The sequence below is a fragment of the Pseudomonas sp. DSV-1 genome (assembly GCF_035830915.1).
Taxonomy (GTDB): domain Bacteria; phylum Pseudomonadota; class Gammaproteobacteria; order Pseudomonadales; family Pseudomonadaceae; genus Aquipseudomonas.
Window position 1 is genome coordinate 4,111,017 of record NZ_JAYMYG010000001.1, and the last position, 20,367, is coordinate 4,131,383.

Consider the following 20,367-nt stretch of genomic DNA (forward strand, 5'->3'; position numbering starts at 1 on the left):
TGGACTATCCTTTTAGCTGTATATAAATACAGTAATCGCAAGATAATTTACGTGAAGGCATATGAGGTGGTAAATGGCCGTCGAAGTGGTATACCGCAGCAGCCGAGATCTGGAGCGTTTGTTCATGGATAAAGCCGAAGCTGACCGTCATGACAAAATGCTGGAACTGGCAGAATTGCTGGCCGAAGTGTTACAAAAAGCTGTGCCGTCCCTGAGCGAGCAACAAGTCGAGGAAGCCGGTATTTACATGGCGAAAAATCGCGATGTGTTTGCCAAGGCCTTCAAGAGCCAGCCGGACGCCCTGTCCGAGTTGCTGGTCGACAGCGAGTAATCGCACCCAGTCCTCGCTTGACTCTCCCCTATGGGGCAGCCCCTAACCTCGAAGGCCCCCTTTCAGGTTGGCGTCACGATGAGCAAGCGAGTACTGGTGATCCTGGGTCACCCCGGCACCGACAGTTTCTGTGGTGCACTGGCAGACAGCTATGTCGAGGCTGCCAGGAGTGCCAACCATGATGTTCGCGTCATGCAATTGGGCACCCTGCACTTCGATCCGGTACTCCATGAGGGTTACAGGCAGATCCAGGCACTGGAGCCTGATTTGCTCAATGCTCAGGCAGACATCCTCTGGGCTGAGCATCTGGTCCTGGTCTACCCGATCTGGTGGGGTGGAATCCCCGCATTAATGAAAGGTTTTTTCGACCGGATCCTGCTACCCGGCTTTGCCTTTCAGTACCGCAAGGGCAAGGCATTCCCCGACAAGCTCCTGAAAGGTCGCAGTGCCCACCTGCTGGTGACGATGGACACGCCCCCCTGGTACTACAAATGGGTTTACCGCATGCCGGGGCTGCATCAAATACGCAAAACCACCCTCGCGTTTTGTGGCATAAAGCCCCTCGCCACCCTGACGTTCGGCCCGCTTCTGGACGCCACGCACGCACAAAAAAACACATGGCTGCAGCAAGCCCGCACGCTCGCGATCCGCTGAGCATCAGCCTTGCGGGCGACCATTGAAAAAGGACTTTTCATGTACATCGGCAAAGCCGCCCAGCTGTCGGGCACCACCGTCAAAAGCATTCGCCATTACGAAGACATCGGCCTGTTGCCACCACCGCAACGCCGGGGGGCTTATCGCGTCTACTGCGAGCAGAGCGTTGAGCTGTTGATGTTTATCAAGTGCGCGCAGCAATTGGGTTTCAAACTCAAGGAGATGCAGGCCATTCTCGATGAGCACCGTGGCCAGACATTGCCTTGGGAAGTGGTCAGCAACGCAATTGCCCGCAAAAAACACGCTGTGGCAAGCCAGATCGAGGCATTGCAGCAGGTGCATGCGGGGCTGGTTGAGTTTGAGTCACGCTTTGCCATGGGAGGCCTGGAGCTGGATTTGGCCTGCGTTCAATCCTTGGGGTACAGCAATTGATGCGCCAGCTCATCCGAAACCCGTGCCGGTGAGCGCTTTTCAGCCTGGGCATGGGCGTAGATGCCGGTCAATCGCCGGCTGATACGCAATAACTGCTCATTGATGGCCTCGGGCGTTGCGCCTTCATGGGTCAGCGCCATATAGATCAAGCCGCCAGAATTAATGACGTAATCGGGTGCGTACAAAATGCCACGCCGCTCGAGCTGATCTGCCACTTGCAGGTTGGTCAGCTGGTTATTCGCACATCCGGCCACAGCCGAGCAGCGCAGTTGCGCCACACTATGCCAGTTCAGCACGCCACCCAGACCACACGGCGCCAGAATATCGCACGGGGTACTGAGCAAGGCTTCGCACGCGATGGGATGCGCTCCGAGTTGCTCCATGGCCAGGCGCACTTTAACCGGATCGGTATCGCAGACCAGCAACTCGGCTCCCGCAGCATGCAGTTGCTCGGCCAGCGCATACCCCACCTTGCCCAACCCTTGTACCGCTACCCGCAAACCTTCGAGATTGTCGCTGCCCAAGCGCGACGAGGCGGTGCTGCGAATACCGGCAAACACACCCATTGCCGTATGGGGCGAAGGATCGCCTGCAGCGCTGGTACTGGTGACGTGTCGGGTATGTTGGGCAATGCAATCCATATCGGCGGTAGAGGTGCCGCTGTCGATGGCGGTGATGTAGCGCCCGTCCAGTTGCTCCACGCAGCGGCCAAACGCTTCAAACAGCTGCGCACGGCTTTCGACATGGGCCGCACGAATGACGACTGCCTGCCCACCCCCAACGGCAAGACCGGCCAGAGCCGCCTTGTAGCTCATGTCTTGAGCCAGATGAATGGCATCGTTCACAGCACTTTCGTCGTTGGGATACGCAAGATAACGGCAGCCACCCAATGCTGGACCCAAATGAGTGTTATGAATCGCAATCACGGCCTTGAGGCCTGTAACGGGGTCCACACTAAGGTGCAGCGACTCCATCTGAGCGCTTTGCATGAGAGCAAACATCATCAGGCCCTCGAACGATTATGGGTAATCGCCAGTATAGGCGGCGCCAGAAAAATCGTTGAAGTGCGCAGGAATAAGCCTGTGCGGTTTTCGGGGTTTCGGACATATCCCGGCGGGATTGGATTCTGTGGGAGCGGGCTTGCTCGCGATACTGACAACGAGGTTATCCAGCAAGACCGCGTTGATTCGATCGCGAGCAAGCCCGCCCCCACAGTGAGTTCAGGCAGGTGTATCGGGCTGATTGGCTGGATGCGCCTGGATAAACGCCGGGTGTTGCTCAGCCAGCGCTGCCACACGGGCAATGCGCGGGTACGCCGCCATTGGCACGCCAAAACGCTGCGCGGCGTACAACTGCGGGATCAGGTACACATCCGCCAACCCTGGCTGCGACCCGAAGCAATATCCGCTGTCACCGATCAATTGCTCAATGGCTCCCAGCCCTTGGGTGATCCAGTGACTGATCCACTGCACGACTTGCTCTTCGCTCTGCCCCAATTGACGCAGTTGATTGAGCACGCTGACGTTGTGCAACGGGTGAATATCGCAGGCCACCAGGGCCGCCACCGCCCGCTCGTGAGCGCGGACGGTAAGGTCCGGGGACAGCAGCGCTACCTGCGGGTAACGCTCTTCAAGATATTCAATGATCGCCGGCGACTGGGTCAGGACGCTGCCCTCATCGGTGCGCAAGGCCGGCACGCGGCCTTGCGGGTTGATCGCCAGATATGCCGCCTGGCGGTGTTCACCGCCAGGCGGCGCAATCAGGTTGACCGGCACTGCCTGATAATCCAATCCCTTAAGCGCCAGCGCGATCCGCACCCGGTAAGAAGACGTGGAGCGGTAATAGGTAAAGAGTTCCATGACCCGCTCCTTTTAACGCGCTGCGACAACCTTGCCCCGGCACTCGCCGAAACCAATGGAGGCATGACCTTCACGGGTGCAGCGGGCACGCAGGATGATTTCATCACCGTCCTCCAAAAATTTGCGCACCTCTCCCGAAGCCAGCTCGATCGGGAGTTTGCCGCCTTCGGTGATTTCCAGCAGGCTGCCCAGCTGCGAGCGGTCAGGGCCCGACAAAGTCCCCGAACCGAACAGGTCGCCTGACTGCAATTGGCACCCATTGACGCTGTGGTGAGCCACCAGCTGCGCAGCGGTCCAGTACATGTTCAGGCTATTGCTCAACCCCAGGCGATGGGCGGGCAGATTTTGCTGGCGCATCGACTCGGTCAACAACAGCACTTCAAGTTCAATATCCAGGGCGCCACCGGCCTGGTCCTTGGGATCAAGCAGATACGGCAACGGCTGCGGATCACCTTCAGGACGGGCCGGTTGCGCACGGCGGAACGGCTCCAGCGCTTCAGCCGTTACCACCCACGGCGAGATGCTGGTGATAAAGCTCTTGGACAGAAACGGGCCCAGCGGCTGGTATTCCCAGGCCTGGATATCCCGGGCCGACCAGTCGTTGAGCAAGCAAAAACCGGCAATGTGCTTGCCTGCTTCGCTGACAGGGATCGCGTCCCCCATCTCATTGCCCTGGCCAATCCAGATCCCCAGCTCCAGCTCATAGTCCAGGCGCGCGCATGGACCAAAGGTCGGTTCAGTCTGACCCGCTGGCAAGGTTTGCCCTTTTGGACGGCGTACGTCGGCACCCGACGCACGAATGGTAGAGGCGCGGCCGTGATAGCCAATCGGCACATACTTATAGTTGGGCAGCAGCGGATTGTCGGGACGAAACAGTTTGCCGACGTTTTTTGCGTGCTCGATACCGACATAAAAGTCGGTGTAGTCACCGATTCTGGCAGGCAGATGCAGCTGGCAATCCGCCGCCAACGGCAGCAGCTTTGCGCCTTGGGCTTCGATTTTCCCACGCAGGGTGCTGCCTTCAACCAGCAGTTCAAGCAGGCGCTCGCGCAGGGCAACCCGGGCGCTGCGGCCCAACTCAAAATAGGCATTCAAGGCCCCGCCCAACGAGGCTTCTACTGCAGCCTTCGCCTGGTCTTCGAACAGACCCGCCGCCAGTCCGGCTTCAAGGTCAAAAATGGAATCGCCAATGGCAACCCCGCTGCGCGCAGCAGATCCATCAATACTGAAAATGCCCATCGGCAGGTTTTGCAGCGGGAAGTCGCTGTGACCGTTGGCGGAGGCAATCCAGCTACGGGGGAAGGTGGACTGGGTCATGGGTTATCTCCGATTCGGGGTGAAGGTTGCGGGCAAGGAGGCCCAGCAAGCGTCGTAGTTCGATTGCAGTTGCGGGCACTCAAGCGCAAACCGGCTGGGACGCAACACCTGGCTGGTCTCAAACATGAAAGCCATGGTGTTGTCGATCTTGCCCGGTTGCAGCTCAGCCGCAATCGCTTTGGTACAGGTTTCGCCGTCCGGGCCGTGGGCGCTCATGCAGCTGTGCAGAGAGGCGCCTCCCGGCAAGAAGCCTTCGGCCTTGGCATCGTAGCTGCCCTGGATCAGGCCCATGAATTCGTTCATCAGGTTGCGGTGGAACCACGGTGGCCTGAAGGTGTTTTCAGCCACCATCCAGCGCGGCGGAAAAATCACGAAGTCCAGATTGGCCAGGCCAGGCACGCTGGTCGGCGAAGTCAGAACGGTAAAAATGGACGGATCGGGATGGTCGAAGCTGACCGTGCCAATGGTATTGAAGCGGCGCAAGTCGTATTTGTAGGGCACGTTATTGCCATGCCACGCGACCACGTTCAGCGGCGAGTGATCCAGCTCGCAGCCCCACAGTTCGCCGAGAAACTTTTGCACCAGCGTCGTGCTGCCCTGGCCGTCTTCGTAATGGGCGACCGGCGCCAGGAAGTCGCGGGGGTTGGCCAGACCATTGCTGCCAATCGGCCCCAGGTCCGGGAGACGCAACGGCGCGCCATGGTTTTCGGCGACATAGCCACGGGCCTGCGGGTCGAGTAACTCAACGCGAAACTTTAGTCCACGGGGGATGACCGCAATCTCCAAAGGCTCCAGGTCCAGACGCCCCAGCTCCGTGCAGATACGCAAGCGACCCTGCTCAGGCACCAGCAGCAACTCGCCGTCAGCATTGAAAAACACACGCTGCATCGAGGTATTGGCACGGTAATGGTAAATGCTGATGCCCGAGGGCTTTTCCGCCCCGCTATTGGCCACCATGCCCACAAGGCCATCGATAAAGTCAGTGGCCTCGGCAGGGATCGGCAGCGGATTCCATCGCAAGCGATTAGGCGTCACCGGGCCCAGTGGGCCGCCGACCAATTGCCGCTCCAGTTTAACGAACGCAGGATGATTGGCGGACGGCTGGATGCGGTACATCCAGGTCCGCCGCGACTCGCTGCGGACCATGGTGAATGCAGTGCCGGACAACAATTCGGCGTACAGGCCGTACGGGGCTTTTTGCGGAGAGTTCTGACCGACCGGCAAGGCGCCGGGAAGTGCTTCGCTGCTGAATTCATTGCCAAACCCGGATTGATAGCCAAGGACTGGCGAAGACGCGTCGAGGTTCATGGAGCCTCCAGAGTGGAGAAGACAGTGGACTGCGCATTGCTGTGAGACAACCTGCGCGTCGCTGCGTTATTTTTATCGTAATTCAATTACGCATAACGTAATTTGATTGGTATTAAGCGTCAAGCTATAAAGACGCCCATTCGTCCCGAGATATAAGCATCACCATGGAAAAGCCCCGTAGCAGCAATGACAGTGCCGGCAAACAAAAAGTGCGTTCGGCCGAGGTCGGCACAGACATCCTCAAGGCCCTGGCCGAGCTGTCACCCTCGACCTCGCTGTCGCGCCTGGCCGAACACGTGCAGATGCCCGCCAGCAAGGTACATCGCTATCTACAGGCGCTTATTGCCAGCGGGTTTGCCGAGCAGAATATCGCCACCAACCATTACGGCCTGGGGCGTGAGGCGTTACGAGTGGGCCTGGCCGCGCTCAACAGCATGGATGTGCTAAAGGTCGCCGCCCTGCCCCTGGCCGAGTTGCGTGATGACTTGAACGAAACCTGCTTTCTGGCCGTGTGGGGCAATCAGGGGGCCACGGTGGTGCATATCGAACCGGCGGTGCGGGCAATCACGGTGGTCACTCAGCTAGGCTCGGTTTTACCGCTGCTGAGTTCATCAACGGGGCTGGTGTTCAACGCCTTTTTGCCGGACCGCGAAACCGCCGATTTGCGCGAACTGGAATTAAAAACCGATCTGGTTCACCCGCTGGAAAAACCCGAGGCCTATACCCGGCTTTGTGAGCACATCCGTCAGCGTGGCTTGCACTTTGTGCATGGCTTGCTGATGCCCGGTGTTGATGCACTGTCGGCCCCGGTATTCGATGCTACCGGCAAGGTTGCCGGCGTACTGACCGTGGTTGGCCCCACATCACTGTTCCACGCCGATGAAAACGGGCCGGCAGCCAAGCGTTTGCTGGCTGCCAGCCAGGCCATCAGTTGGCGAATGGGCTATCAGCCGGGCTGACGATCAGCGGTGTCAAACCATCCATTTGTATTTGGCTTCATCGAGCAGGTCTCTCATCAGTTGTTCGATGTCCTCGATGGCAAACTGATGCATTCGGTGGCTGTCCTGGAACGTCCAGGGTTTAGAGAACACGCCTGTTTCCCAGTCGTTGTGCAACTGGACCGTGCCCCACTCCAGCGTGTCCATGCCAAGACCCTGCAGGTCCTGGCTGTAGGTCAATGTCAGGTCAACGATGTTGTTGACCGTGTTGATGTAAATGCTTTCGCAATCTATTGCATGGTGCAGCAACTGCTCATTCAGAAACGAGCGTACCCGCTCGAGTACGTCCGGGCTCGGCTTGAGGGTGAAGCTTGCAGCATCGAACACGCGCTTATCCATATCGCTCATGATGAACCTCCTGTCATTGCTCCCGGCCTGTGCAGCCTCGTGCTGCATCAGATCAGCCGGGAGAAATCATGTAAAAGCGCATTCAACACGGCCAATATGCAGGGCATGAAGTACATAGTTATCACGCCCTCATCAGACATATAACCCTCTGAGCTACCGCACTTTTTTGCTCCACCACTGTTGTCGAAGCTGTAAAAGAGATTGTCGTAAAGCGGCCTTACTCCGCAGCGGGCAAGTCCTTATTCTTGTCGAACTTTCCAGCACGGACACACGTCCAACGCATCGAGTCGCATCGACTCTGCACCCGATTTACCCTGACGTTGATTTGTAGCTCCTTGATGAACGTCTTCCTTGGCCGCTGTTTTCAGCGGCCTTTTTTATGCCCGCAGATTGTGTGGCAACGGTACAAACTAGAACACCATCGCCAGCAGCGGCGCGGCGAACAGGTTAAGAATGCCGGTCAACACCATCACCAGCCCTGCCACCGAACCTTCTTCGCTCCCCACTTCCCGGGCTCGGCTCACGCCCGCCCCATGGGCACCGATACCGAACAGCGCACCCCTTGCCAGACTGCTGCGCAGCGGCAACCACTTGAGCAGGATGCCGCCCAGCAATGCGCCAAATACTCCGGTAAACATCACAAACACAGCCGTCAGCTCCGGTACGCCACCCAAACCCTGGGCCAGCGGCATGGCAAACGGGGTGGTGATGGAGCGCGGCACCAATGACATGGTGAGCTCAGTGTCGAGTGACAGCGCCCTGGCCAGCCAGAATGAACTGCCGATGGACGCTGCGCTGCCTGCCAGCATGCCCAGCAGCAAAGCCACCCAATGCCGGGCCAGCAACCTGCGCTGCTGCCAGATAGGCACAGCGAAGGCGACCGTCACAGGCCCCAACACCAGCATCAGCCAATGGGTGTTGCTGGAGTACTCGGCATAGGCGGTGTGTAACGGGACGGCCACGGCAAGCAGCAAGGCAGGTACCAGAATCAGCGGTGACAGCAGATAGCGGCCGGTGCGCTGATACAACCAGCGGCTAAAACCGTAGGTGGCCAGAGTGAACAACAGCCAGAACATGGGCATCAGTTCAAACTTCATGGCGCACTCTCCAACGGCATACCGCCTCAACGGTAAACGCCGTCACAACCATTACCAGCAGGGTGCTGACGCCAATCACCAGCAGGATGCGCCAGCCGTCATCACGCATGATCACGCCGTAGTCGAGCAGGCTCATCAGCGCGGGAATAAAAAACAACAGCATTTCAGTCATCAACACGCCGGCCCCCAGTTGCAGGGTCGCAGGCTTGACCCAGCCCAGGGCAAACGCCAGCAGCAACAACGCCATGCCCACAACACCTCCCGGTATTGGCAGGTGCCACCAGGCCGCGAGCTGGCAGCCCAAGAAGTAGAGCGCCAACAACACCGCCAGCTCACTGATCAGCCGACCCAAGCGTTTTACATCGAAGCGTTTCATGATCTTTCCATTCCTGACAGGCCATCAGTCTAAAGAGCCTGCTACCATCCCGAAAACGAATTGTCAGACTTATAGCCATTCCAAAACGGAATCACGACGATGGAATTCAAACACCTGCGCACCTTTATTGAAGTCGCACGCCTGGGCGGCTTCACCCAGGCCGCCAGCGGCCTGCATATCAGCCAGTCGGCGGTCAGCAAGCAGGTGGCACAGCTCGAGCACAGCCTTGGCACGCCCCTGTTCGATCGCCTGGGCTCACAGGTCAGGCTGACGGCTGCGGGGACGGTGGTGCTACAGCGAGCCGAGGACATGCTGCGTTTGCACAACGAGTTGCTGAGCGAGCTGGACGATTTGAGCCATCTGACCCGGGGCGAGCTGCGAGTAGGCCTGCCATTGCTGGGCAGCAATACGCTGTTTGCCGGGTTATTTGCCGAATACCGGCGACGTTATCCGAATATTCAGGTGCAATTGTTGGAAGAAGGCAGCTTGAATATTGAAAAGGCGGTTTTGAGCGGCGAGCTGGAACTGGGCGGTAGCTTGACGCCGAAGAATCCCGCATTTGCTTATCAGCCCTTTTGTGACGAGCCTCTGGACGTTTTGATCCCGGTAGATCACCCGCTGGCAGAAGGCCCCAGCGTGCGCCTTGAACAATTGGCCGATACTCCTTTTTTGCTCTATCAGCGCAGTTTTGTGCTCAACGATCGCGTGCTCAAGGCCTGCCAACAAGCGGGCTTTACCCCCATTGAAGGCGGACGCAGTGGGCAGGCGGATTTTTTGGTGGCACTGGTGGCCGCAGGCCAGGGCGTGGTGTTGCTGCCCAGCGTGGTTGCCCGCGGGCTGGTGCGCCCCGGCGTGGTGCGGGTAAAGCTGCTGGCACCGGACTATTTGCGCTGGGATATAGCGTTCATCTGGCGCGAAGGCGCGTATTTGTCACGGGCAGCCCAAGCCTGGCTTGAGCTGCTGCGTGAACGCCCGGTTATTGGCTCAGTGCTTTGATCAAGTCTGCAATCCAGGGCTCGGAGTCTTCCTCTGGCGTCACCGTGACACTGGAGTCCAGGCGCAGCATCGGCAGTACTTCGCCCACGCCAAGCTCGGCAAACAGTTCGCGCAGTTGCTCGCCACCGCCACAGAACGTATCGCCGTAGCTCTCGTCACCCAAGGCGATCACGGCACCGGGCAAACCGCGCCAGGCGGCTGGCAGTTGGTCACGAATGGCGCTGTACAACGCCACAAGATTGTCGGGCAGCTCGCCCATGCCCGTGGTCGAGGTCACGGCCAACAAAGCCTCAGGGCCGAACGCCTGGAGATCGGCAAGGGTGGCGCGGGAATTGAGAAACACCTCAAAACCGGCATCAGTGAGCAGTTGCTTGGCATTACGGGCGACTTCTTCAGCAGTGCCGTACACCGAGCCGCAAAGGATGGCGACTTTCATCAATCTGATCCTGTAACTGACTAAAAGGCTGGGATATTAACAGGTGCGACACAGCTCTCGTACCTATGCCTTAAGATGCAGCAATCTGTTCGACTAAAGAGAATTGCACGATGATCAACGCCCGCTTGTTGCAGCGCATGGTAGACGCGTCCCAGGACGGCATTGTGGTGGCCGAACAAGAAGGCGAAGACAACATTCTGATTTATGTTAACGATGCGTTTGAGGCCCTCACCGGCTACAGCCGCGACGACATCCTGTATCAGGACTGCCGTTTTTTGCAGGCTGGCGACCGCGACCAGCGTGGCCTGCAGTTGATCCGCGAAGCCATTGCCAGCGGGCAACCGACTCGCCAGGTGCTGCGCAACTATCGCAAGGACGGCACGCACTTCTGGAATGAGCTGTCGATCACGCCGGTGTTCAACGAGAACGACCAGCTGACCTACTTTATTGGCGTGCAGAAAGATGTCACCCAGCACGTCAAGGCCGAACAGCGTGTCGCGCAGCTCGAAGCCCAGCTGGCTGCTGTCCAGGCCGAGTTGCAGGCACTCAAGGCGACGAGCGGATCAAACAAAACGTAAAAAGAGCGGTCTGATAATCGCAATGACGATTTTTCTGACCTTTTTTTGAGCCCCATCCATGTCTCACGATGCCCTTTTGACTCAGGACGAGCTGGATTTCATCCGAACGATTCACCAAAACCCGCTGCTCAATACGCGGGATGCGTCGTCCAGCCTGACGGTCAACGGGATGTCGCAAATCCGTGATCTGCTGACACGCCTGGCGGCCCATGAACAGGTCACCATCCTGGCGCAATTCGCCAACCAGCAAATGAGCTTTCCACTGCGCCTGGTTGAAGACGAGTTCCATGCCCAGCATCTGCAACTCGGAACGCCAAGCATCTTCGAAGACGGGCCCAAATCCCGCCCCTGGCGCCTCACCCTAGCAGAACCAGTCCCCCTGGAAAACATCAGGGGCAAAGCCGGACACCTGTGGGTCACCGAACTTTCGTTCAAAGGGATGCTGGTTGAAATGCGTCACGACAGCGAGCCACCCCGCCAGTTTGCACAGTGGTTCAGCCCAGGCGGCCATGAGCGAATTGCCCTGCGCGGCACCCTTGAACGTAAAACCGAACTGGGCCTTTACGCCTACCAGCTCAGTCAGCGTAACAAGGGCGAGACTGAACGCCTGCGCCAATACATCTTGCAGCAACACCGCCTGACGCACCCAAGCCTGCACGGCTGATCTCGATCAGCTGCCCAGTGTTGCCTTGAGATCAGCGTCCAATCGCTGATTCATCAACCGGGCCTCACTGCCCAGGCAAGCAATGGATGAACCCGCCAGCGCCTCCTGGGCCACGTTCGAACCGGCCCCGGCCAATGACATCGAGCAATTCAAGGTCTGCGCCAGCCGCATCAGCCGGCGGTGGTGCGCCGTCCCCAGGGCATGACTGGCAAACAGTACGACAGCCTGAGGCTCCAGTTTTTCGCAGACCAGTGACAGCTCTTCCAAGGGTTGGCCGATGGCCAAAACCCGGACTACGCGATCATTACGGGTCAACAGCAAGCCCGTCACCAACAGTTCCAGCTCGCGGCACAGCTCGGGCATCGCCACCACCATCACACACTGCCTGGCATCTGCCGCCTGCAACTGCAGGCGATGCTGCACCCGCCCGCGCAAGAATCCATCCAGCATCAGCCATTCGCTGGTTCGGCCAAACACATCCCGAGCTTTTGACAACTGTTGCCACAGGGGCAGGAAGATCCCCTGAAACACCACTTCGACCGGGTAGCTGGAGTAAATCTGACCGTAGAGTCGCTCCAGCTCCGACTCATTGAAGGCCGCGAGCGCGCTGCTTATACGGGTTTGCCATTCGCCATACTCGCTGGCCTCGGGTTGCGGATTGTCAGCGGGCTTCGTGTTTGCGAGCAATTGCGCGACTTTGCTGACAGCAACCCCACGCTCAAGCCAGCCCATGATCAGGCGAATTGACTCAATATCGCTCACTGAATACAGCCGATGCCCACTTTCGGTGCGTTTTGGTTCGATCAAACCATAACGCCGCTCCCACGCACGCAGGGTCACCGGGTTGATGCCGGTGAGCCTGGCCACATCCCTGATCGGGTAGAGACCTTGGCAATCATCAGCCTGTGTAATGGGCTCAACTTCAGTAATCACGGACATTGGGCGGGCAACAGTCAGAAAGGGATGACAGGATTCTACCCCTCAATCCAGACGCTGTGGGAGCGGGCTTGCTCGCGATGCAGGCCGAGCTGCCTGCCAGATAAGCGGCGGTGATGCTATTGCGGGCACGCCCGCCCCACAAACGGCGCCGTGAGCATTCAGGAACAATACTTGCTTGTTTTTCATCACTCAGCCCACCACCCCGGCGCTGTGTTTTGTGCCTGCCCTACCCGGGCAGCATTAGCCTCATGGAGATACACAATGTCTGCCTCCCCTGTCACGTTGATGGTTGCGCGCCGTGTCGCCAAAGGTCGCTACCAGGAGTTGATTGCCTGGTTGCATGAAGGCGAACAACTGGCCACGGACTTTTCCGGATACCTGGGTTCCGGCGTACTGGCCCCGCCACCGGGCGACGACGAATTTCAAATCATCTTCCGCTTTGCCGACGAAACCACCTTGCATGCCTGGGAGCACTCGGTATCGCGCAAGGCCTGGTTGCTGCGCGGCAGCGATTTGTTTGCCAACCCGTCGGAGCACCGCGTCAGCGGGATCGACGGCTGGTTTGGCGTTGCCGGACAAAGACCACCACGCTGGAAACAAGCCGTTGCCATCTGGCTGGCGTTCTTCCCCGTATCGCTGCTGTTCAATTTTGTGTGCGCGCCCTTATTGAGCGAGCTGAGCCTGTTGCATCGGGTCCTGGTCAGCACCCTGGCCCTGACGCCGCTGATGGTTTATCTGTTTATTCCACTGTCCACGCACCTGCTGGCCAACTGGCTGCACAGCTCGCCAGGCAAACCCCTGCGCAGCGCAATCGCAACCCAGCGCAACTAAGCTCGGGCTTGGGCTTTACGTCGCGGACGCTGGTATAGTTTTGCCATTGCGCCGCGACTGTTTCCGGCTTACCTGCTCCGAGTCTGTCATGCCCACTTCTTCTGCTCCGATCCTGATCACGGGTGCCGGCCAGCGCATCGGCCTGTACTGCGCGCAGCAATTGCTGGCAGACGGCTACCCGGTGGTTTTTACCTATCGCAGCGAAAAACCCGGGGTGCAAACCCTGCGTGACCTGGGCGCTGTTGCGTTGTTTGCCGACTTCTCCACCGAAGCTGGCATTCTGGATTTTATCCAGCGACTTAAAGAGCACACCGACTGCTTGCGGGCAATTGTGCATAACGCCTCGGCCTGGCTGGCAGAAACCCCGCAGACAGAAACCGACGCCTTTACGCACATGTTCAGCGTGCACATGCTCGCGCCTTACCTGATCAACCTGCATTGCAGCGAGCTGCTCAAGCGTTCGACCCCGGCGGATATCGTGCATATCAGCGACGATGTGACCCGCAAGGGCAGCAGCAAGCACATTGCCTATTGCGCCACCAAGGCCGGGCTCGACAGCCTGACCCTGTCATTCGCGGCTAAACTGGCCCCACAGATCAAAGTCAACGGCATCGCCCCGGCCATGCTGTTGTTCAACCCTGACGACGATGCGGCGTACCGCACCAAAGCGCTGGCCAAGTCTGCGCTGGGCATAGAACCCGGCGCCGAGGTGATTTACCAGAGCCTGCGTTATCTGCTGGACAACCCCCATGTGACCGGCACTACCCTGACCGTCAATGGCGGCCGGCATCTAAAATAAGCCGCCCCGCGAGGAAGTATTTTCATGAGCGCATCACTGCCCGGGCATTACCGCGAAATCCTCATCGATATCGGTGAAGACCCTGACCGCGAAGGTTTGCTCGACACCCCCAAGCGCGCAGCCAAAGCCATGCAGTACCTGTGTCATGGCTATGAGCAGAGCCTGGAGACCATCGTCAACGGCGCCCTGTTCGCCTCTGACAGCGACGAAATGGTGATCGTGGCCAATATCGAGCTGTACTCACTGTGCGAGCATCACCTGCTGCCGTTTATCGGCAAGGCCCATGTGGCCTACATCCCGACGGGCAAAGTACTGGGGTTGTCGAAAATCGCCCGCATCGTCGACATGTTTGCCCGTCGCCTGCAAATTCAGGAAAACCTCACCCGTGAAATCGCCGACGCCATTGAAAGCGTGACCCAGGCCGCAGGCGTAGCCGTTGTGATTGAAGCTCAGCACATGTGCATGATGATGCGCGGCGTAGAAAAACAGAATTCGACCATGAACACCTCGGTCATGCTTGGCGCGTTTCGCGAGCCGAGCACCCGCATGGAGTTCTTGCAACTGATTGGACGGAGCAAGTCGTAATGCCACAACTTCAGCCAGGAATGGCCCGTATTCGCGTCAAGGACCTGTGCCTGCGTACCTACATCGGTATCAATGAGGAAGAAATCCTCAACAAGCAGGATGTGTTGATCAACCTCACCATCCTCTATGCCGCGCAAGAGGCGGTGCGCGATAACGACATCGACCACGCGCTCAATTACCGCACCATCACCAAGGCCGTGATCCAGCACGTCGAAGAGAACCGCTTCGCCCTGCTTGAGCGCCTGACCCAGGAGTTGCTGGACCTGGTAATGGCCAATGGCGCGGTACTGTATGCCGAAGTCGAAGTCGACAAGCCGCACGCGCTGCGCTTTGCCGAATCGGTCTCGATTACGCTGGCGGCGAGCCGCCAGGCTGCAACTTCATAACCCCGGTGAACCCCATGACTCCTCAAGAACAGCTTGAACTGGAGGCGGCCGCCTTCCGCCGCCTTGTCGCACATCTGGACAGCCGCAAGGACGTGCAAAACATTGACCTGATGAACCTCTCGGGTTTTTGCCGCAACTGCCTGTCCAAGTGGTACAAGGCTGCTGCTGACGAGCGCCAGATCGACATCAGCCTCGATGACGCCCGTGAAGCGGTGTACGGCATGCCGTATGCCGACTGGAAATCCCAATACCAGAAAGAAGCCAGCGCCGAACAAGCCGCGGCGTTTGCCCAAGGAAAAAAGCAATGACTGATGTGAACACCCTGCGCGCCAGCCTCGACAGCGGCGAACACCTCTTCGCCGACACCCTGGCATTTATCGCAGCGCACTACGATTACCAGCCGCAGGCCTTCAATAACGGCGGCGTGGAAAACGCTGCCGGGCAGAATGAAGGTTCGTGCAAGACCCTGGGCCTGGCGCTGCTGGAAGGTTTGAGTGATCAGCAGGCGCTGTTGGCGTTTGGCGAGCATTACCGTTCGGTGCTTGCCACGCCTGAAGGCACAGACCACAGCAATATCCGTGCGCTGATTGCCCACGGCCTGGCCGGTGTCAAACTCGACGCACAGCCGCTGACCCGCAAGGCGTAAGCCAGCCTCTGCCCCACAGGGCAGACACAAAAAAACCGGCCGAAGCCGGTTTTTTTATTGGGGTGGGCTATCAGAACTGAGCGTTCTGCAGGCCGTCCAGGTAGCGCTCGGTATCCAGCGCGGCCATGCAACCGGCGCCAGCCGAGGTGATGGCTTGACGGTAAACGTGGTCAGCCACGTCGCCGGCAGCAAACACGCCTTCGACGCTGGTAGCCGTAGCGTTGCCTTCACGGCCGCCCTGCACAACCATGTAGCCGTCTTTAAGCTCCAGCTGGCCTTCGAACAACGAGGTGTTCGGCGTGTGGCCGATGGCGATGAATACGCCGTCCACTTTCAGCTCGTCAAAGCTGCCATCGTTGTTTTTCAGGCGCGCGCCGGTCACACCCATGTTGTCGCCCAACACTTCGTCCAGGGTCGCGTTCAGCTTGAGTTCGATCTTGCCTTCAGCGACACGGGCGTGCAGTTTGTCGATCAGGATCTTCTCGGCGCGGAAGGTTTCGCGACGGTGAACCAGGGTCACTTTGCTGGCGATGTTGGCCAGGTACAGCGCCTCTTCAACGGCAGTGTTACCACCACCGACCACGGCAACCGGCTTGTTGCGATAGAAGAAACCGTCACAGGTTGCACAGGCGGAAACGCCCTTGCCCATGAACGCTTCTTCGGACGGCAGGCCCAGGTAACGGGCGCTGGCGCCGGTCGCAATGATCAGGGCATCACACGTGAACGTGCCGCTGTCACCTTTCAAGGTAAACGGACGGTTTTTCAGATCCACTTCATTGATGTGGTCGAAAATGATTTCAGTCTCAAAGCGCTCGGCGTGCTCACGCATGCGGTCCATCAGGGCCGGACCGGTCAGGCCGTGAACATCACCTGGCCAGTTGTCGACTTCAGTCGTGGTGGTCAATTGACCGCCAGCCTGCATGCCCGTGATCAGCAGTGGTTTGAGGTTGGCGCGGGCCGCGTAGACCGCGGCGCTGTAACCGGCAGGGCCGGAACCCAGAATAATCACACGCGAATGACGTACTTCAGACATGACTCACTCCTATGACCGCCCGCATTGGAACCGGGTCGGAACGCCGTTTACCGGCTGGAATAAAAAGAAACCGTAAACCTGCCCAGGCCAAGCCTGAAAAACGCAGGTCCTGAAAAATATGGGTGAAGCATATAGAGGCCGCAGAGAGTAAGGAAATACGCATTAACAATCCAGCTCATAGCGGGTCTCTATGTAGTCGAATTCGATTTTAGACGGCTTTGTTACAGTTATTGTCGATAGTGCAACAAGGCTTTCGTCCTACAGATAAAGCCGTTAAGGTCGCCCGGTTTTCCACTGCTCGGAGCACTCTATGCCCGCCCCCGTTCTTTCTGGCCCGCAGTACCTGCGTGAAGGCCTGACGTTGGTTCTCAGCCCTGGCCTGCGCTTGTTCGTGCTGCTGCCGTTGCTGATCAATCTGGTGCTGTTCGTCGGGTTGATTTATTTCGCCGGGCATCAGTTCAGCCTCTGGGTCGATACCCTGATGCCGTCACTGCCAAGCTGGCTCAGCTTCCTCAACTACCTGTTGTGGCCGTTGTTTGTCGTGCTGGTGGCGTTGATGGTGTTTTTCACGTTCACCATGCTGGCCAACATCATTGCGGCGCCGTTCAACGGTTTTCTCTCGGAAAAAGTCGAGGCCGTCGTACGCGGGGTCGATAACTCACCGCCCTTCAGCTGGGGCGAACTGGCTGCGATGGTGCCCCGCACCCTGGCCCGGGAAATGCGCAAGCTGGGCTACTTTCTGCCACGGGCCGTTGCGCTGCTGATCCTGTCGTTCATACCGGTGCTCAACCTGATTGCGGCCCCGTTGTGGCTGCTGTTCGGGGTCTGGATGATGGCCATTCAGTACATCGACTACCCCGCTGATAACCACAAGCTGGGCTGGAACGAGATGCTCGCCTGGTTGCGCGAGAAGCGCTGGCAGAGCATGAGCTTCGGCGGCATCGTCTATCTGGTGCTGCTGATCCCGGTGGTCAATGTGCTGATGATGCCCGCTGCTGTCGCTGGCGCCACCCTGTTCTGGGTGCGCGAGCGGGGCGATGAAGCGCTGGCATCTCGCTAACGACTTCATAAATCCATCATCACCGTGACACACGGGCGTCATGACCCCAGAACACACTGGGGTCATGACCACAGCCCTGCACATCGTCCTGATCACCGAAACCTTCGCGCCTGAAATCAATGGTGTCGCCAATACCCTTGGCCAGCTGTGTGATGGCTTGCGTGCGCGCAATCATCGCGTGGAACTGGTGCGCCCGCGCCAGGCCGACGATGGCGGCCAGCGCAGCAACGACGAACTGATGCTGTGCCGGGGCTTGCCGCTACCCGGCTACCCCGGCCTGCAGTGGGGCCTGACATCCACCCATCGCCTGACCAAACGCTGGCGCCAACAACCTCCGGATGTGGTCTACATCGCCACAGAGGGACCGTTGGGCCTGTGTGCATTGCGGGTTGCACGTCGCCTGGGCATTACAGCGGTCACGGGGTTTCACACCAACTTCCAGCAGTATTTGCGTCAACACGGCCTGACCCTGTTCACCCGTGCACTGACGCACTACTTGCGCTGGTTCCATAACCGCTCTGCACTGACCCTGGTCCCCAGCACCAGCCAGCGCGTGGAGCTTGCGCGCAGGCATTTTGAACGCCTGGATCTGCTCCCTCGCGGCGTTGACAGCCAGTTGTTCAGCCCGGCAAAACGCCAGGACGCCTTGCGCCAGAGCTGGGGACTCAGGGAAAACGACATTGCGCTGTTACATGTGGGGCGCCTGGCACCGGAAAAAAACCTGGATGCACTCAAGCGCTGTCTTGATGCGCTGCAAGCCCGCTATCCGGCGCGCCGGTTCAAGTTGATCGTGGTGGGTGACGGATCAAAACGTGCGGCCCTGGAAGCCTCATTGCCCGAAGCGATTTTTTGCGGGCAACAGTCAGGACATACCCTGGCTTGTCACTACGCCTGCGGGGATGTGTTTCTGTTTCCGAGCCTGAGCGAGACATTTGGCAATGTGGTGCTTGAAGCCCAGGCCTCTGGCTTGGGCGTAGTGGCCTATGACGAGGCCGCTGCTGGCCTGCATATCCGCCATGGATACAATGGCGTACTGGCCATGCCGGGGGACGAATACGCCTGGATCGAAGCCGCCTGCTGGCTCCTTGAAGACCCAGAGACCTTACGTACCCTGCGCCTCAATGCCCGACGTCATGCCAGCCGCCAAAGCTGGCCAGGCAGTGTCGAGCAGTTCGAAAGCCAGTTGTTGCGAGCTCGACAGGGCTCCATGTGCGAAGCCCCGGAGCCTATTCACGTCGCGGTAAAAAAACCTTAAGCCAGGGATTTTTCAATCGACTGAATCACCGTCGCATCGTCTGGCGCGGTGCGCGGTGAGAATCGCGCCAACACCCGCCCATCTTTGCCGACCAGGAACTTCTCGAAGTTCCAGGTGATTTCCCCCTCAAACTCGGCCCCCTCGCCTGCCAGCAAACGATAGAGCTGATGACGGTCAGGCCCGTTGACCTCAAGCTTGCTGCTCAGAGGAAAACTGACACCGTAGTTGAGGCTGCAAAACGCCTGAATTTGCTCCTCGGTACCCGGCTCTTGCCCGGCGAACTGATTGCATGGCACGCCCAAAACGCTGAAACCCTGGCCCTTGAATTGCTGATACAGGTTTTCCAGCGCTGCGTACTGAGGGGTCAAACCGCACTTGGAGGCCACGTTCACTACCAGCACCACTTTGCCTTTAAAGGTGTCCAGTGGTAGCGGCTTGCCATCCAGCGCGTCTAAGGTAAGTTCGTGAAAAGCACTCATGACGGACTCCAAAATTCCCGTATCCACGTTCAAGCAATCGTCCGACGTACCGATTACCGTAATCTCCCAGGATCAAAAAAGGCGCCCGTAGGCGCCTTCCTGGCTAGTTCACAAGTGAGCGTAGCAGCACTTATCAGTGCTGATGACCGCCTTCACCGTGGACGTGGCCGTGAGCGATTTCTTCTTCGCTTGCATCACGAATTGCAACAACCTTGACCTTGAAGTTCAGACGCTGACCAGCCAGTGGGTGGTTGCCATCAACGGTCACATCGTCGCCGTCCAGATCACGGATGGTCACGATCTGCATTTGGCCGTCCGGCGCCGAAGCGTGGAACTGCATGCCAACTTCCAGTTGGTCAACGCCTTCGAACATGCTGGCGCTCAAGGTGCTTACCAGCTCGGCGGAGTATTCGCCGTAAGCGTCTTCAGGTTCAACGCTAACGTCCAGCTCGTCACCAACAGCCTTACCGATCAGAGCCTTTTCCAGACCCGGAATGATGTTACCTGCACCTTGCAGGTAGACCAGCGGCGCGCCGCCGGCAGAGCTGTCGATGACCTCACCAGCGTCATTGGTCAGGGTATAGTCGATGGAGACAGCCTTATTGGCGGCGATCGTCATGGGGCGAGACCTTTTGCAAAAAAATAATGAGTTCGCAAGTTTAACCAAGCAATCGCCCGAAAGCGAACACAACAAAGACCAACGGATAATTTTGAAAACTTCAACGATCATTGGCTGGCGTCAGGATGAAGAGCAGCACTGGGTTGTCGTGCTCTCCTGTGGCCACACCCAGCACCAGCGTCACCAACCGCCCTGGCAATCAAGACCCTGGGTGCTTGACCCTGAGCAGCGCCAGGCAAAAATAGGCCAGCCCTTTGACTGTGGCTGGTGTGCTCAAGACGCGGATAGCGCTAATCTTGGCAATTGATTCAGGCACAAGCCCGGTTAAAGGGTGTTGCCCT

General features: G+C 58.5%; 28 protein-coding genes. 16 read left to right on the forward strand and 12 right to left on the reverse strand.

Translation table 11 applies throughout. The features are described from left to right. Positions 1-73: 73 nt before the first annotated feature. The 3 genes from VSQ83_RS19235 to VSQ83_RS19245 all read left to right on the forward strand — a co-directional run bounded on the left by VSQ83_RS19235 (position 74) and on the right by VSQ83_RS19245 (position 1,417). Positions 74-331, forward strand: a complete 258-nt coding sequence (locus VSQ83_RS19235; protein ID WP_019410845.1) for a YebG family protein — start codon at positions 74-76, stop codon at positions 329-331. Positions 332-409: 78 nt separating this feature from the next. Next, positions 410-985: an NAD(P)H-dependent oxidoreductase gene (locus VSQ83_RS19240; RefSeq protein WP_133076327.1), complete on the forward strand. Its 576-nt coding sequence runs from the start codon at positions 410-412 to the stop codon at positions 983-985. A gap of 39 nt (positions 986-1,024) precedes the next feature. After that, entirely contained in the window at positions 1,025-1,417 is a 393-nt protein-coding gene (locus VSQ83_RS19245) for a MerR family transcriptional regulator (RefSeq protein WP_133076328.1), read from the forward strand. Here the strand turns inward: VSQ83_RS19245 and VSQ83_RS19250 are convergent. The 4 genes from VSQ83_RS19250 to hmgA form a co-directional block, all read right to left on the reverse strand. Further along, the gene (locus tag VSQ83_RS19250; protein WP_133076466.1) at positions 1,393-2,418 is read right to left on the reverse strand and encodes a Leu/Phe/Val dehydrogenase; all 1,026 of its coding nucleotides are present in this window, start codon (positions 2,416-2,418) and stop codon (positions 1,393-1,395) included. The two genes, VSQ83_RS19245 and VSQ83_RS19250, sit on opposite strands and share 25 nt — an antisense overlap. A 219-nt stretch (positions 2,419-2,637) precedes the next feature. Continuing rightward, positions 2,638-3,276, reverse strand: a complete 639-nt coding sequence (gene maiA / locus VSQ83_RS19255) for a maleylacetoacetate isomerase (protein ID WP_133076329.1) — start codon at positions 3,274-3,276, stop codon at positions 2,638-2,640. Between the two features lie 12 nt (positions 3,277-3,288). Next, positions 3,289-4,593 carry a fumarylacetoacetase gene (gene fahA / locus VSQ83_RS19260; RefSeq protein ID WP_133076330.1) on the reverse strand — a complete coding sequence of 435 codons (1,305 nt, stop codon included), beginning with the start codon at positions 4,591-4,593 and terminating at the stop codon, positions 3,289-3,291. 3 nt (positions 4,594-4,596) lie between these two features. Beyond that, entirely contained in the window at positions 4,597-5,901 is a 1,305-nt protein-coding gene (gene hmgA / locus VSQ83_RS19265) for a homogentisate 1,2-dioxygenase (RefSeq protein ID WP_133076331.1), read from the reverse strand. A gap of 164 nt (positions 5,902-6,065) precedes the next feature. Here hmgA and VSQ83_RS19270 point away from each other — a divergent pair, with 164 nt between their 5' ends. Next, entirely contained in the window at positions 6,066-6,860 is a 795-nt protein-coding gene (locus VSQ83_RS19270; protein ID WP_133076332.1) for an IclR family transcriptional regulator, read from the forward strand. A gap of 12 nt (positions 6,861-6,872) precedes the next feature. Here VSQ83_RS19270 and VSQ83_RS19275 read toward each other — a convergent pair whose 3' ends face one another. The 3 genes from VSQ83_RS19275 to VSQ83_RS19285 all read right to left on the reverse strand — a co-directional run bounded on the left by VSQ83_RS19275 (position 6,873) and on the right by VSQ83_RS19285 (position 8,720). After that, complete coding sequence (locus VSQ83_RS19275; protein WP_326397380.1) at positions 6,873-7,247, reverse strand: hypothetical protein; 375 nt, start codon at positions 7,245-7,247, stop codon at positions 6,873-6,875. A 410-nt stretch (positions 7,248-7,657) separates the two neighbouring features. Then, the gene (locus VSQ83_RS19280) at positions 7,658-8,344 is read right to left on the reverse strand and encodes an LrgB family protein (protein ID WP_133076334.1); all 687 of its coding nucleotides are present in this window, start codon (positions 8,342-8,344) and stop codon (positions 7,658-7,660) included. Then, on the reverse strand, positions 8,334-8,720 hold the full coding sequence (locus VSQ83_RS19285) for a CidA/LrgA family protein (protein ID WP_326427341.1): 387 nt from the start codon (positions 8,718-8,720) through the stop codon (positions 8,334-8,336). The genes VSQ83_RS19280 and VSQ83_RS19285 overlap by 11 nt, the downstream gene beginning before the upstream one ends. A gap of 99 nt (positions 8,721-8,819) precedes the next feature. On the opposite strand from VSQ83_RS19285, the gene VSQ83_RS19290 reads away from it, so the two are divergent. Then, entirely contained in the window at positions 8,820-9,716 is an 897-nt protein-coding gene (locus VSQ83_RS19290; RefSeq protein WP_133076336.1) for a LysR family transcriptional regulator, read from the forward strand. On the opposite strand, the gene VSQ83_RS19295 is transcribed toward VSQ83_RS19290, so the two are convergent. Beyond that, the gene (locus VSQ83_RS19295) at positions 9,697-10,152 is read right to left on the reverse strand and encodes a flavodoxin (protein WP_133076337.1); all 456 of its coding nucleotides are present in this window, start codon (positions 10,150-10,152) and stop codon (positions 9,697-9,699) included. The genes VSQ83_RS19290 and VSQ83_RS19295 overlap by 20 nt on opposite strands. A 110-nt stretch (positions 10,153-10,262) precedes the next feature. Here VSQ83_RS19295 and VSQ83_RS19300 point away from each other — a divergent pair, with 110 nt between their 5' ends. Together VSQ83_RS19300 and VSQ83_RS19305 are read left to right on the forward strand one after the other, a co-directional pair. Beyond that, complete coding sequence (locus VSQ83_RS19300; RefSeq protein ID WP_133076338.1) at positions 10,263-10,730, forward strand: PAS domain-containing protein; 468 nt, start codon at positions 10,263-10,265, stop codon at positions 10,728-10,730. Positions 10,731-10,788: 58 nt separating this feature from the next. Continuing rightward, complete coding sequence (locus VSQ83_RS19305) at positions 10,789-11,394, forward strand: hypothetical protein (RefSeq protein ID WP_133076339.1); 606 nt, start codon at positions 10,789-10,791, stop codon at positions 11,392-11,394. 6 nt (positions 11,395-11,400) lie between these two features. On the opposite strand, the gene VSQ83_RS19310 is transcribed toward VSQ83_RS19305, so the two are convergent. Then, on the reverse strand, positions 11,401-12,333 hold the full coding sequence (locus VSQ83_RS19310; protein ID WP_133076340.1) for a MerR family transcriptional regulator: 933 nt from the start codon (positions 12,331-12,333) through the stop codon (positions 11,401-11,403). A 261-nt stretch (positions 12,334-12,594) separates the two neighbouring features. On the opposite strand from VSQ83_RS19310, the gene VSQ83_RS19315 reads away from it, so the two are divergent. From VSQ83_RS19315 to VSQ83_RS19340, 6 genes are all read left to right on the forward strand, one after another. Further along, a complete protein-coding gene (locus tag VSQ83_RS19315) occupies positions 12,595-13,164 on the forward strand; it encodes an antibiotic biosynthesis monooxygenase (RefSeq protein WP_326427342.1) in 570 nt (189 codons plus the stop codon). Between the two features lie 88 nt (positions 13,165-13,252). Next, the gene (gene folM / locus VSQ83_RS19320; RefSeq protein WP_133076342.1) at positions 13,253-13,963 is read left to right on the forward strand and encodes a dihydromonapterin reductase; all 711 of its coding nucleotides are present in this window, start codon (positions 13,253-13,255) and stop codon (positions 13,961-13,963) included. A 24-nt stretch (positions 13,964-13,987) separates the two neighbouring features. Then, on the forward strand, positions 13,988-14,548 hold the full coding sequence (folE, locus tag VSQ83_RS19325) for a GTP cyclohydrolase I FolE (RefSeq protein WP_133076343.1): 561 nt from the start codon (positions 13,988-13,990) through the stop codon (positions 14,546-14,548). Next, positions 14,548-14,934, forward strand: a complete 387-nt coding sequence (folX, locus tag VSQ83_RS19330; RefSeq protein ID WP_133076344.1) for a dihydroneopterin triphosphate 2'-epimerase — start codon at positions 14,548-14,550, stop codon at positions 14,932-14,934. Before folE ends, folX begins: the two co-directional genes overlap by 1 nt. 14 nt (positions 14,935-14,948) lie before the next feature. Continuing rightward, complete coding sequence (locus tag VSQ83_RS19335) at positions 14,949-15,242, forward strand: DUF1244 domain-containing protein (RefSeq protein WP_133076345.1); 294 nt, start codon at positions 14,949-14,951, stop codon at positions 15,240-15,242. Beyond that, the gene (locus VSQ83_RS19340) at positions 15,239-15,580 is read left to right on the forward strand and encodes a HopJ type III effector protein (protein ID WP_219261674.1); all 342 of its coding nucleotides are present in this window, start codon (positions 15,239-15,241) and stop codon (positions 15,578-15,580) included. Before VSQ83_RS19335 ends, VSQ83_RS19340 begins: the two co-directional genes overlap by 4 nt. Before the next feature lie 70 nt (positions 15,581-15,650). Here the strand turns inward: VSQ83_RS19340 and trxB are convergent, their stop codons facing one another. After that, a complete protein-coding gene (gene trxB, locus VSQ83_RS19345; protein ID WP_133076347.1) occupies positions 15,651-16,613 on the reverse strand; it encodes a thioredoxin-disulfide reductase in 963 nt (320 codons plus the stop codon). A 310-nt stretch (positions 16,614-16,923) separates the two neighbouring features. On the opposite strand from trxB, the gene cysZ reads away from it, so the two are divergent. Beyond that, the gene (cysZ, locus tag VSQ83_RS19350) at positions 16,924-17,673 is read left to right on the forward strand and encodes a sulfate transporter CysZ (RefSeq protein WP_133076348.1); all 750 of its coding nucleotides are present in this window, start codon (positions 16,924-16,926) and stop codon (positions 17,671-17,673) included. Between the two features lie 64 nt (positions 17,674-17,737). Further along, positions 17,738-18,928: a glycosyltransferase family 4 protein gene (locus tag VSQ83_RS19355; protein ID WP_326427343.1), complete on the forward strand. Its 1,191-nt coding sequence runs from the start codon at positions 17,738-17,740 to the stop codon at positions 18,926-18,928. Here VSQ83_RS19355 and VSQ83_RS19360 read toward each other — a convergent pair. After that, positions 18,925-19,407, reverse strand: a complete 483-nt coding sequence (locus VSQ83_RS19360) for a glutathione peroxidase (RefSeq protein WP_133076350.1) — start codon at positions 19,405-19,407, stop codon at positions 18,925-18,927. The two genes, VSQ83_RS19355 and VSQ83_RS19360, sit on opposite strands and share 4 nt — an antisense overlap. 133 nt (positions 19,408-19,540) lie before the next feature. After that, a complete protein-coding gene (locus VSQ83_RS19365) occupies positions 19,541-20,026 on the reverse strand; it encodes an FKBP-type peptidyl-prolyl cis-trans isomerase (RefSeq protein WP_019824979.1) in 486 nt (161 codons plus the stop codon). Between VSQ83_RS19365 and VSQ83_RS19370 the strand changes: the two genes are divergently transcribed. Continuing rightward, positions 19,995-20,333: a DUF3565 domain-containing protein gene (locus VSQ83_RS19370; protein ID WP_133076351.1), complete on the forward strand. Its 339-nt coding sequence runs from the start codon at positions 19,995-19,997 to the stop codon at positions 20,331-20,333. The genes VSQ83_RS19365 and VSQ83_RS19370 overlap by 32 nt on opposite strands. Positions 20,334-20,367 lie beyond the last annotated feature (34 nt).

Bases quoted from the DNA above. Each gene is read 5' to 3' on its own strand.
- folX (WP_133076344.1), top strand. From the start codon at position 14,548: ATGCCACAACTTCAGCCAGGAATGGCCCGTATTCGCGTCAAGGACCTG.
- VSQ83_RS19280 (WP_133076334.1), bottom strand. From the start codon at position 8,344: ATGAAGTTTGAACTGATGCCCATGTTCTGGCTGTTGTTCACTCTGGCC.
- VSQ83_RS19365 (WP_019824979.1), bottom strand. From the start codon at position 20,026: ATGACGATCGCCGCCAATAAGGCTGTCTCCATCGACTATACCCTGACC.
- hmgA (WP_133076331.1), bottom strand. From the start codon at position 5,901: ATGAACCTCGACGCGTCTTCGCCAGTCCTTGGCTATCAATCCGGGTTT.
- folM (WP_133076342.1), top strand. From the start codon at position 13,253: ATGCCCACTTCTTCTGCTCCGATCCTGATCACGGGTGCCGGCCAGCGC.
- VSQ83_RS19290 (WP_133076336.1), top strand. From the start codon at position 8,820: ATGGAATTCAAACACCTGCGCACCTTTATTGAAGTCGCACGCCTGGGC.
- VSQ83_RS19270 (WP_133076332.1), top strand. From the start codon at position 6,066: ATGGAAAAGCCCCGTAGCAGCAATGACAGTGCCGGCAAACAAAAAGTG.
- VSQ83_RS19295 (WP_133076337.1), bottom strand. From the start codon at position 10,152: ATGAAAGTCGCCATCCTTTGCGGCTCGGTGTACGGCACTGCTGAAGAA.
- maiA (WP_133076329.1), bottom strand. From the start codon at position 3,276: ATGGAACTCTTTACCTATTACCGCTCCACGTCTTCTTACCGGGTGCGG.
- VSQ83_RS19335 (WP_133076345.1), top strand. From the start codon at position 14,949: ATGACTCCTCAAGAACAGCTTGAACTGGAGGCGGCCGCCTTCCGCCGC.
- fahA (WP_133076330.1), bottom strand. From the start codon at position 4,593: ATGACCCAGTCCACCTTCCCCCGTAGCTGGATTGCCTCCGCCAACGGT.
- VSQ83_RS19235 (WP_019410845.1), top strand. From the start codon at position 74: ATGGCCGTCGAAGTGGTATACCGCAGCAGCCGAGATCTGGAGCGTTTG.
- trxB (WP_133076347.1), bottom strand. From the start codon at position 16,613: ATGTCTGAAGTACGTCATTCGCGTGTGATTATTCTGGGTTCCGGCCCT.
- VSQ83_RS19275 (WP_326397380.1), bottom strand. From the start codon at position 7,247: ATGAGCGATATGGATAAGCGCGTGTTCGATGCTGCAAGCTTCACCCTC.
- VSQ83_RS19360 (WP_133076350.1), bottom strand. From the start codon at position 19,407: ATGAGTGCTTTTCACGAACTTACCTTAGACGCGCTGGATGGCAAGCCG.
- VSQ83_RS19245 (WP_133076328.1), top strand. From the start codon at position 1,025: ATGTACATCGGCAAAGCCGCCCAGCTGTCGGGCACCACCGTCAAAAGC.
- VSQ83_RS19240 (WP_133076327.1), top strand. From the start codon at position 410: ATGAGCAAGCGAGTACTGGTGATCCTGGGTCACCCCGGCACCGACAGT.
- VSQ83_RS19285 (WP_326427341.1), bottom strand. From the start codon at position 8,720: ATGAAACGCTTCGATGTAAAACGCTTGGGTCGGCTGATCAGTGAGCTG.
- VSQ83_RS19305 (WP_133076339.1), top strand. From the start codon at position 10,789: ATGTCTCACGATGCCCTTTTGACTCAGGACGAGCTGGATTTCATCCGA.
- VSQ83_RS19340 (WP_219261674.1), top strand. From the start codon at position 15,239: ATGACTGATGTGAACACCCTGCGCGCCAGCCTCGACAGCGGCGAACAC.
- VSQ83_RS19300 (WP_133076338.1), top strand. From the start codon at position 10,263: ATGATCAACGCCCGCTTGTTGCAGCGCATGGTAGACGCGTCCCAGGAC.
- cysZ (WP_133076348.1), top strand. From the start codon at position 16,924: ATGCCCGCCCCCGTTCTTTCTGGCCCGCAGTACCTGCGTGAAGGCCTG.
- VSQ83_RS19310 (WP_133076340.1), bottom strand. From the start codon at position 12,333: ATGTCCGTGATTACTGAAGTTGAGCCCATTACACAGGCTGATGATTGC.
- VSQ83_RS19355 (WP_326427343.1), top strand. From the start codon at position 17,738: ATGACCACAGCCCTGCACATCGTCCTGATCACCGAAACCTTCGCGCCT.
- VSQ83_RS19315 (WP_326427342.1), top strand. From the start codon at position 12,595: ATGTCTGCCTCCCCTGTCACGTTGATGGTTGCGCGCCGTGTCGCCAAA.
- folE (WP_133076343.1), top strand. From the start codon at position 13,988: ATGAGCGCATCACTGCCCGGGCATTACCGCGAAATCCTCATCGATATC.
- VSQ83_RS19250 (WP_133076466.1), bottom strand. From the start codon at position 2,418: ATGTTTGCTCTCATGCAAAGCGCTCAGATGGAGTCGCTGCACCTTAGT.
- VSQ83_RS19370 (WP_133076351.1), top strand. From the start codon at position 19,995: ATGGAGACAGCCTTATTGGCGGCGATCGTCATGGGGCGAGACCTTTTG.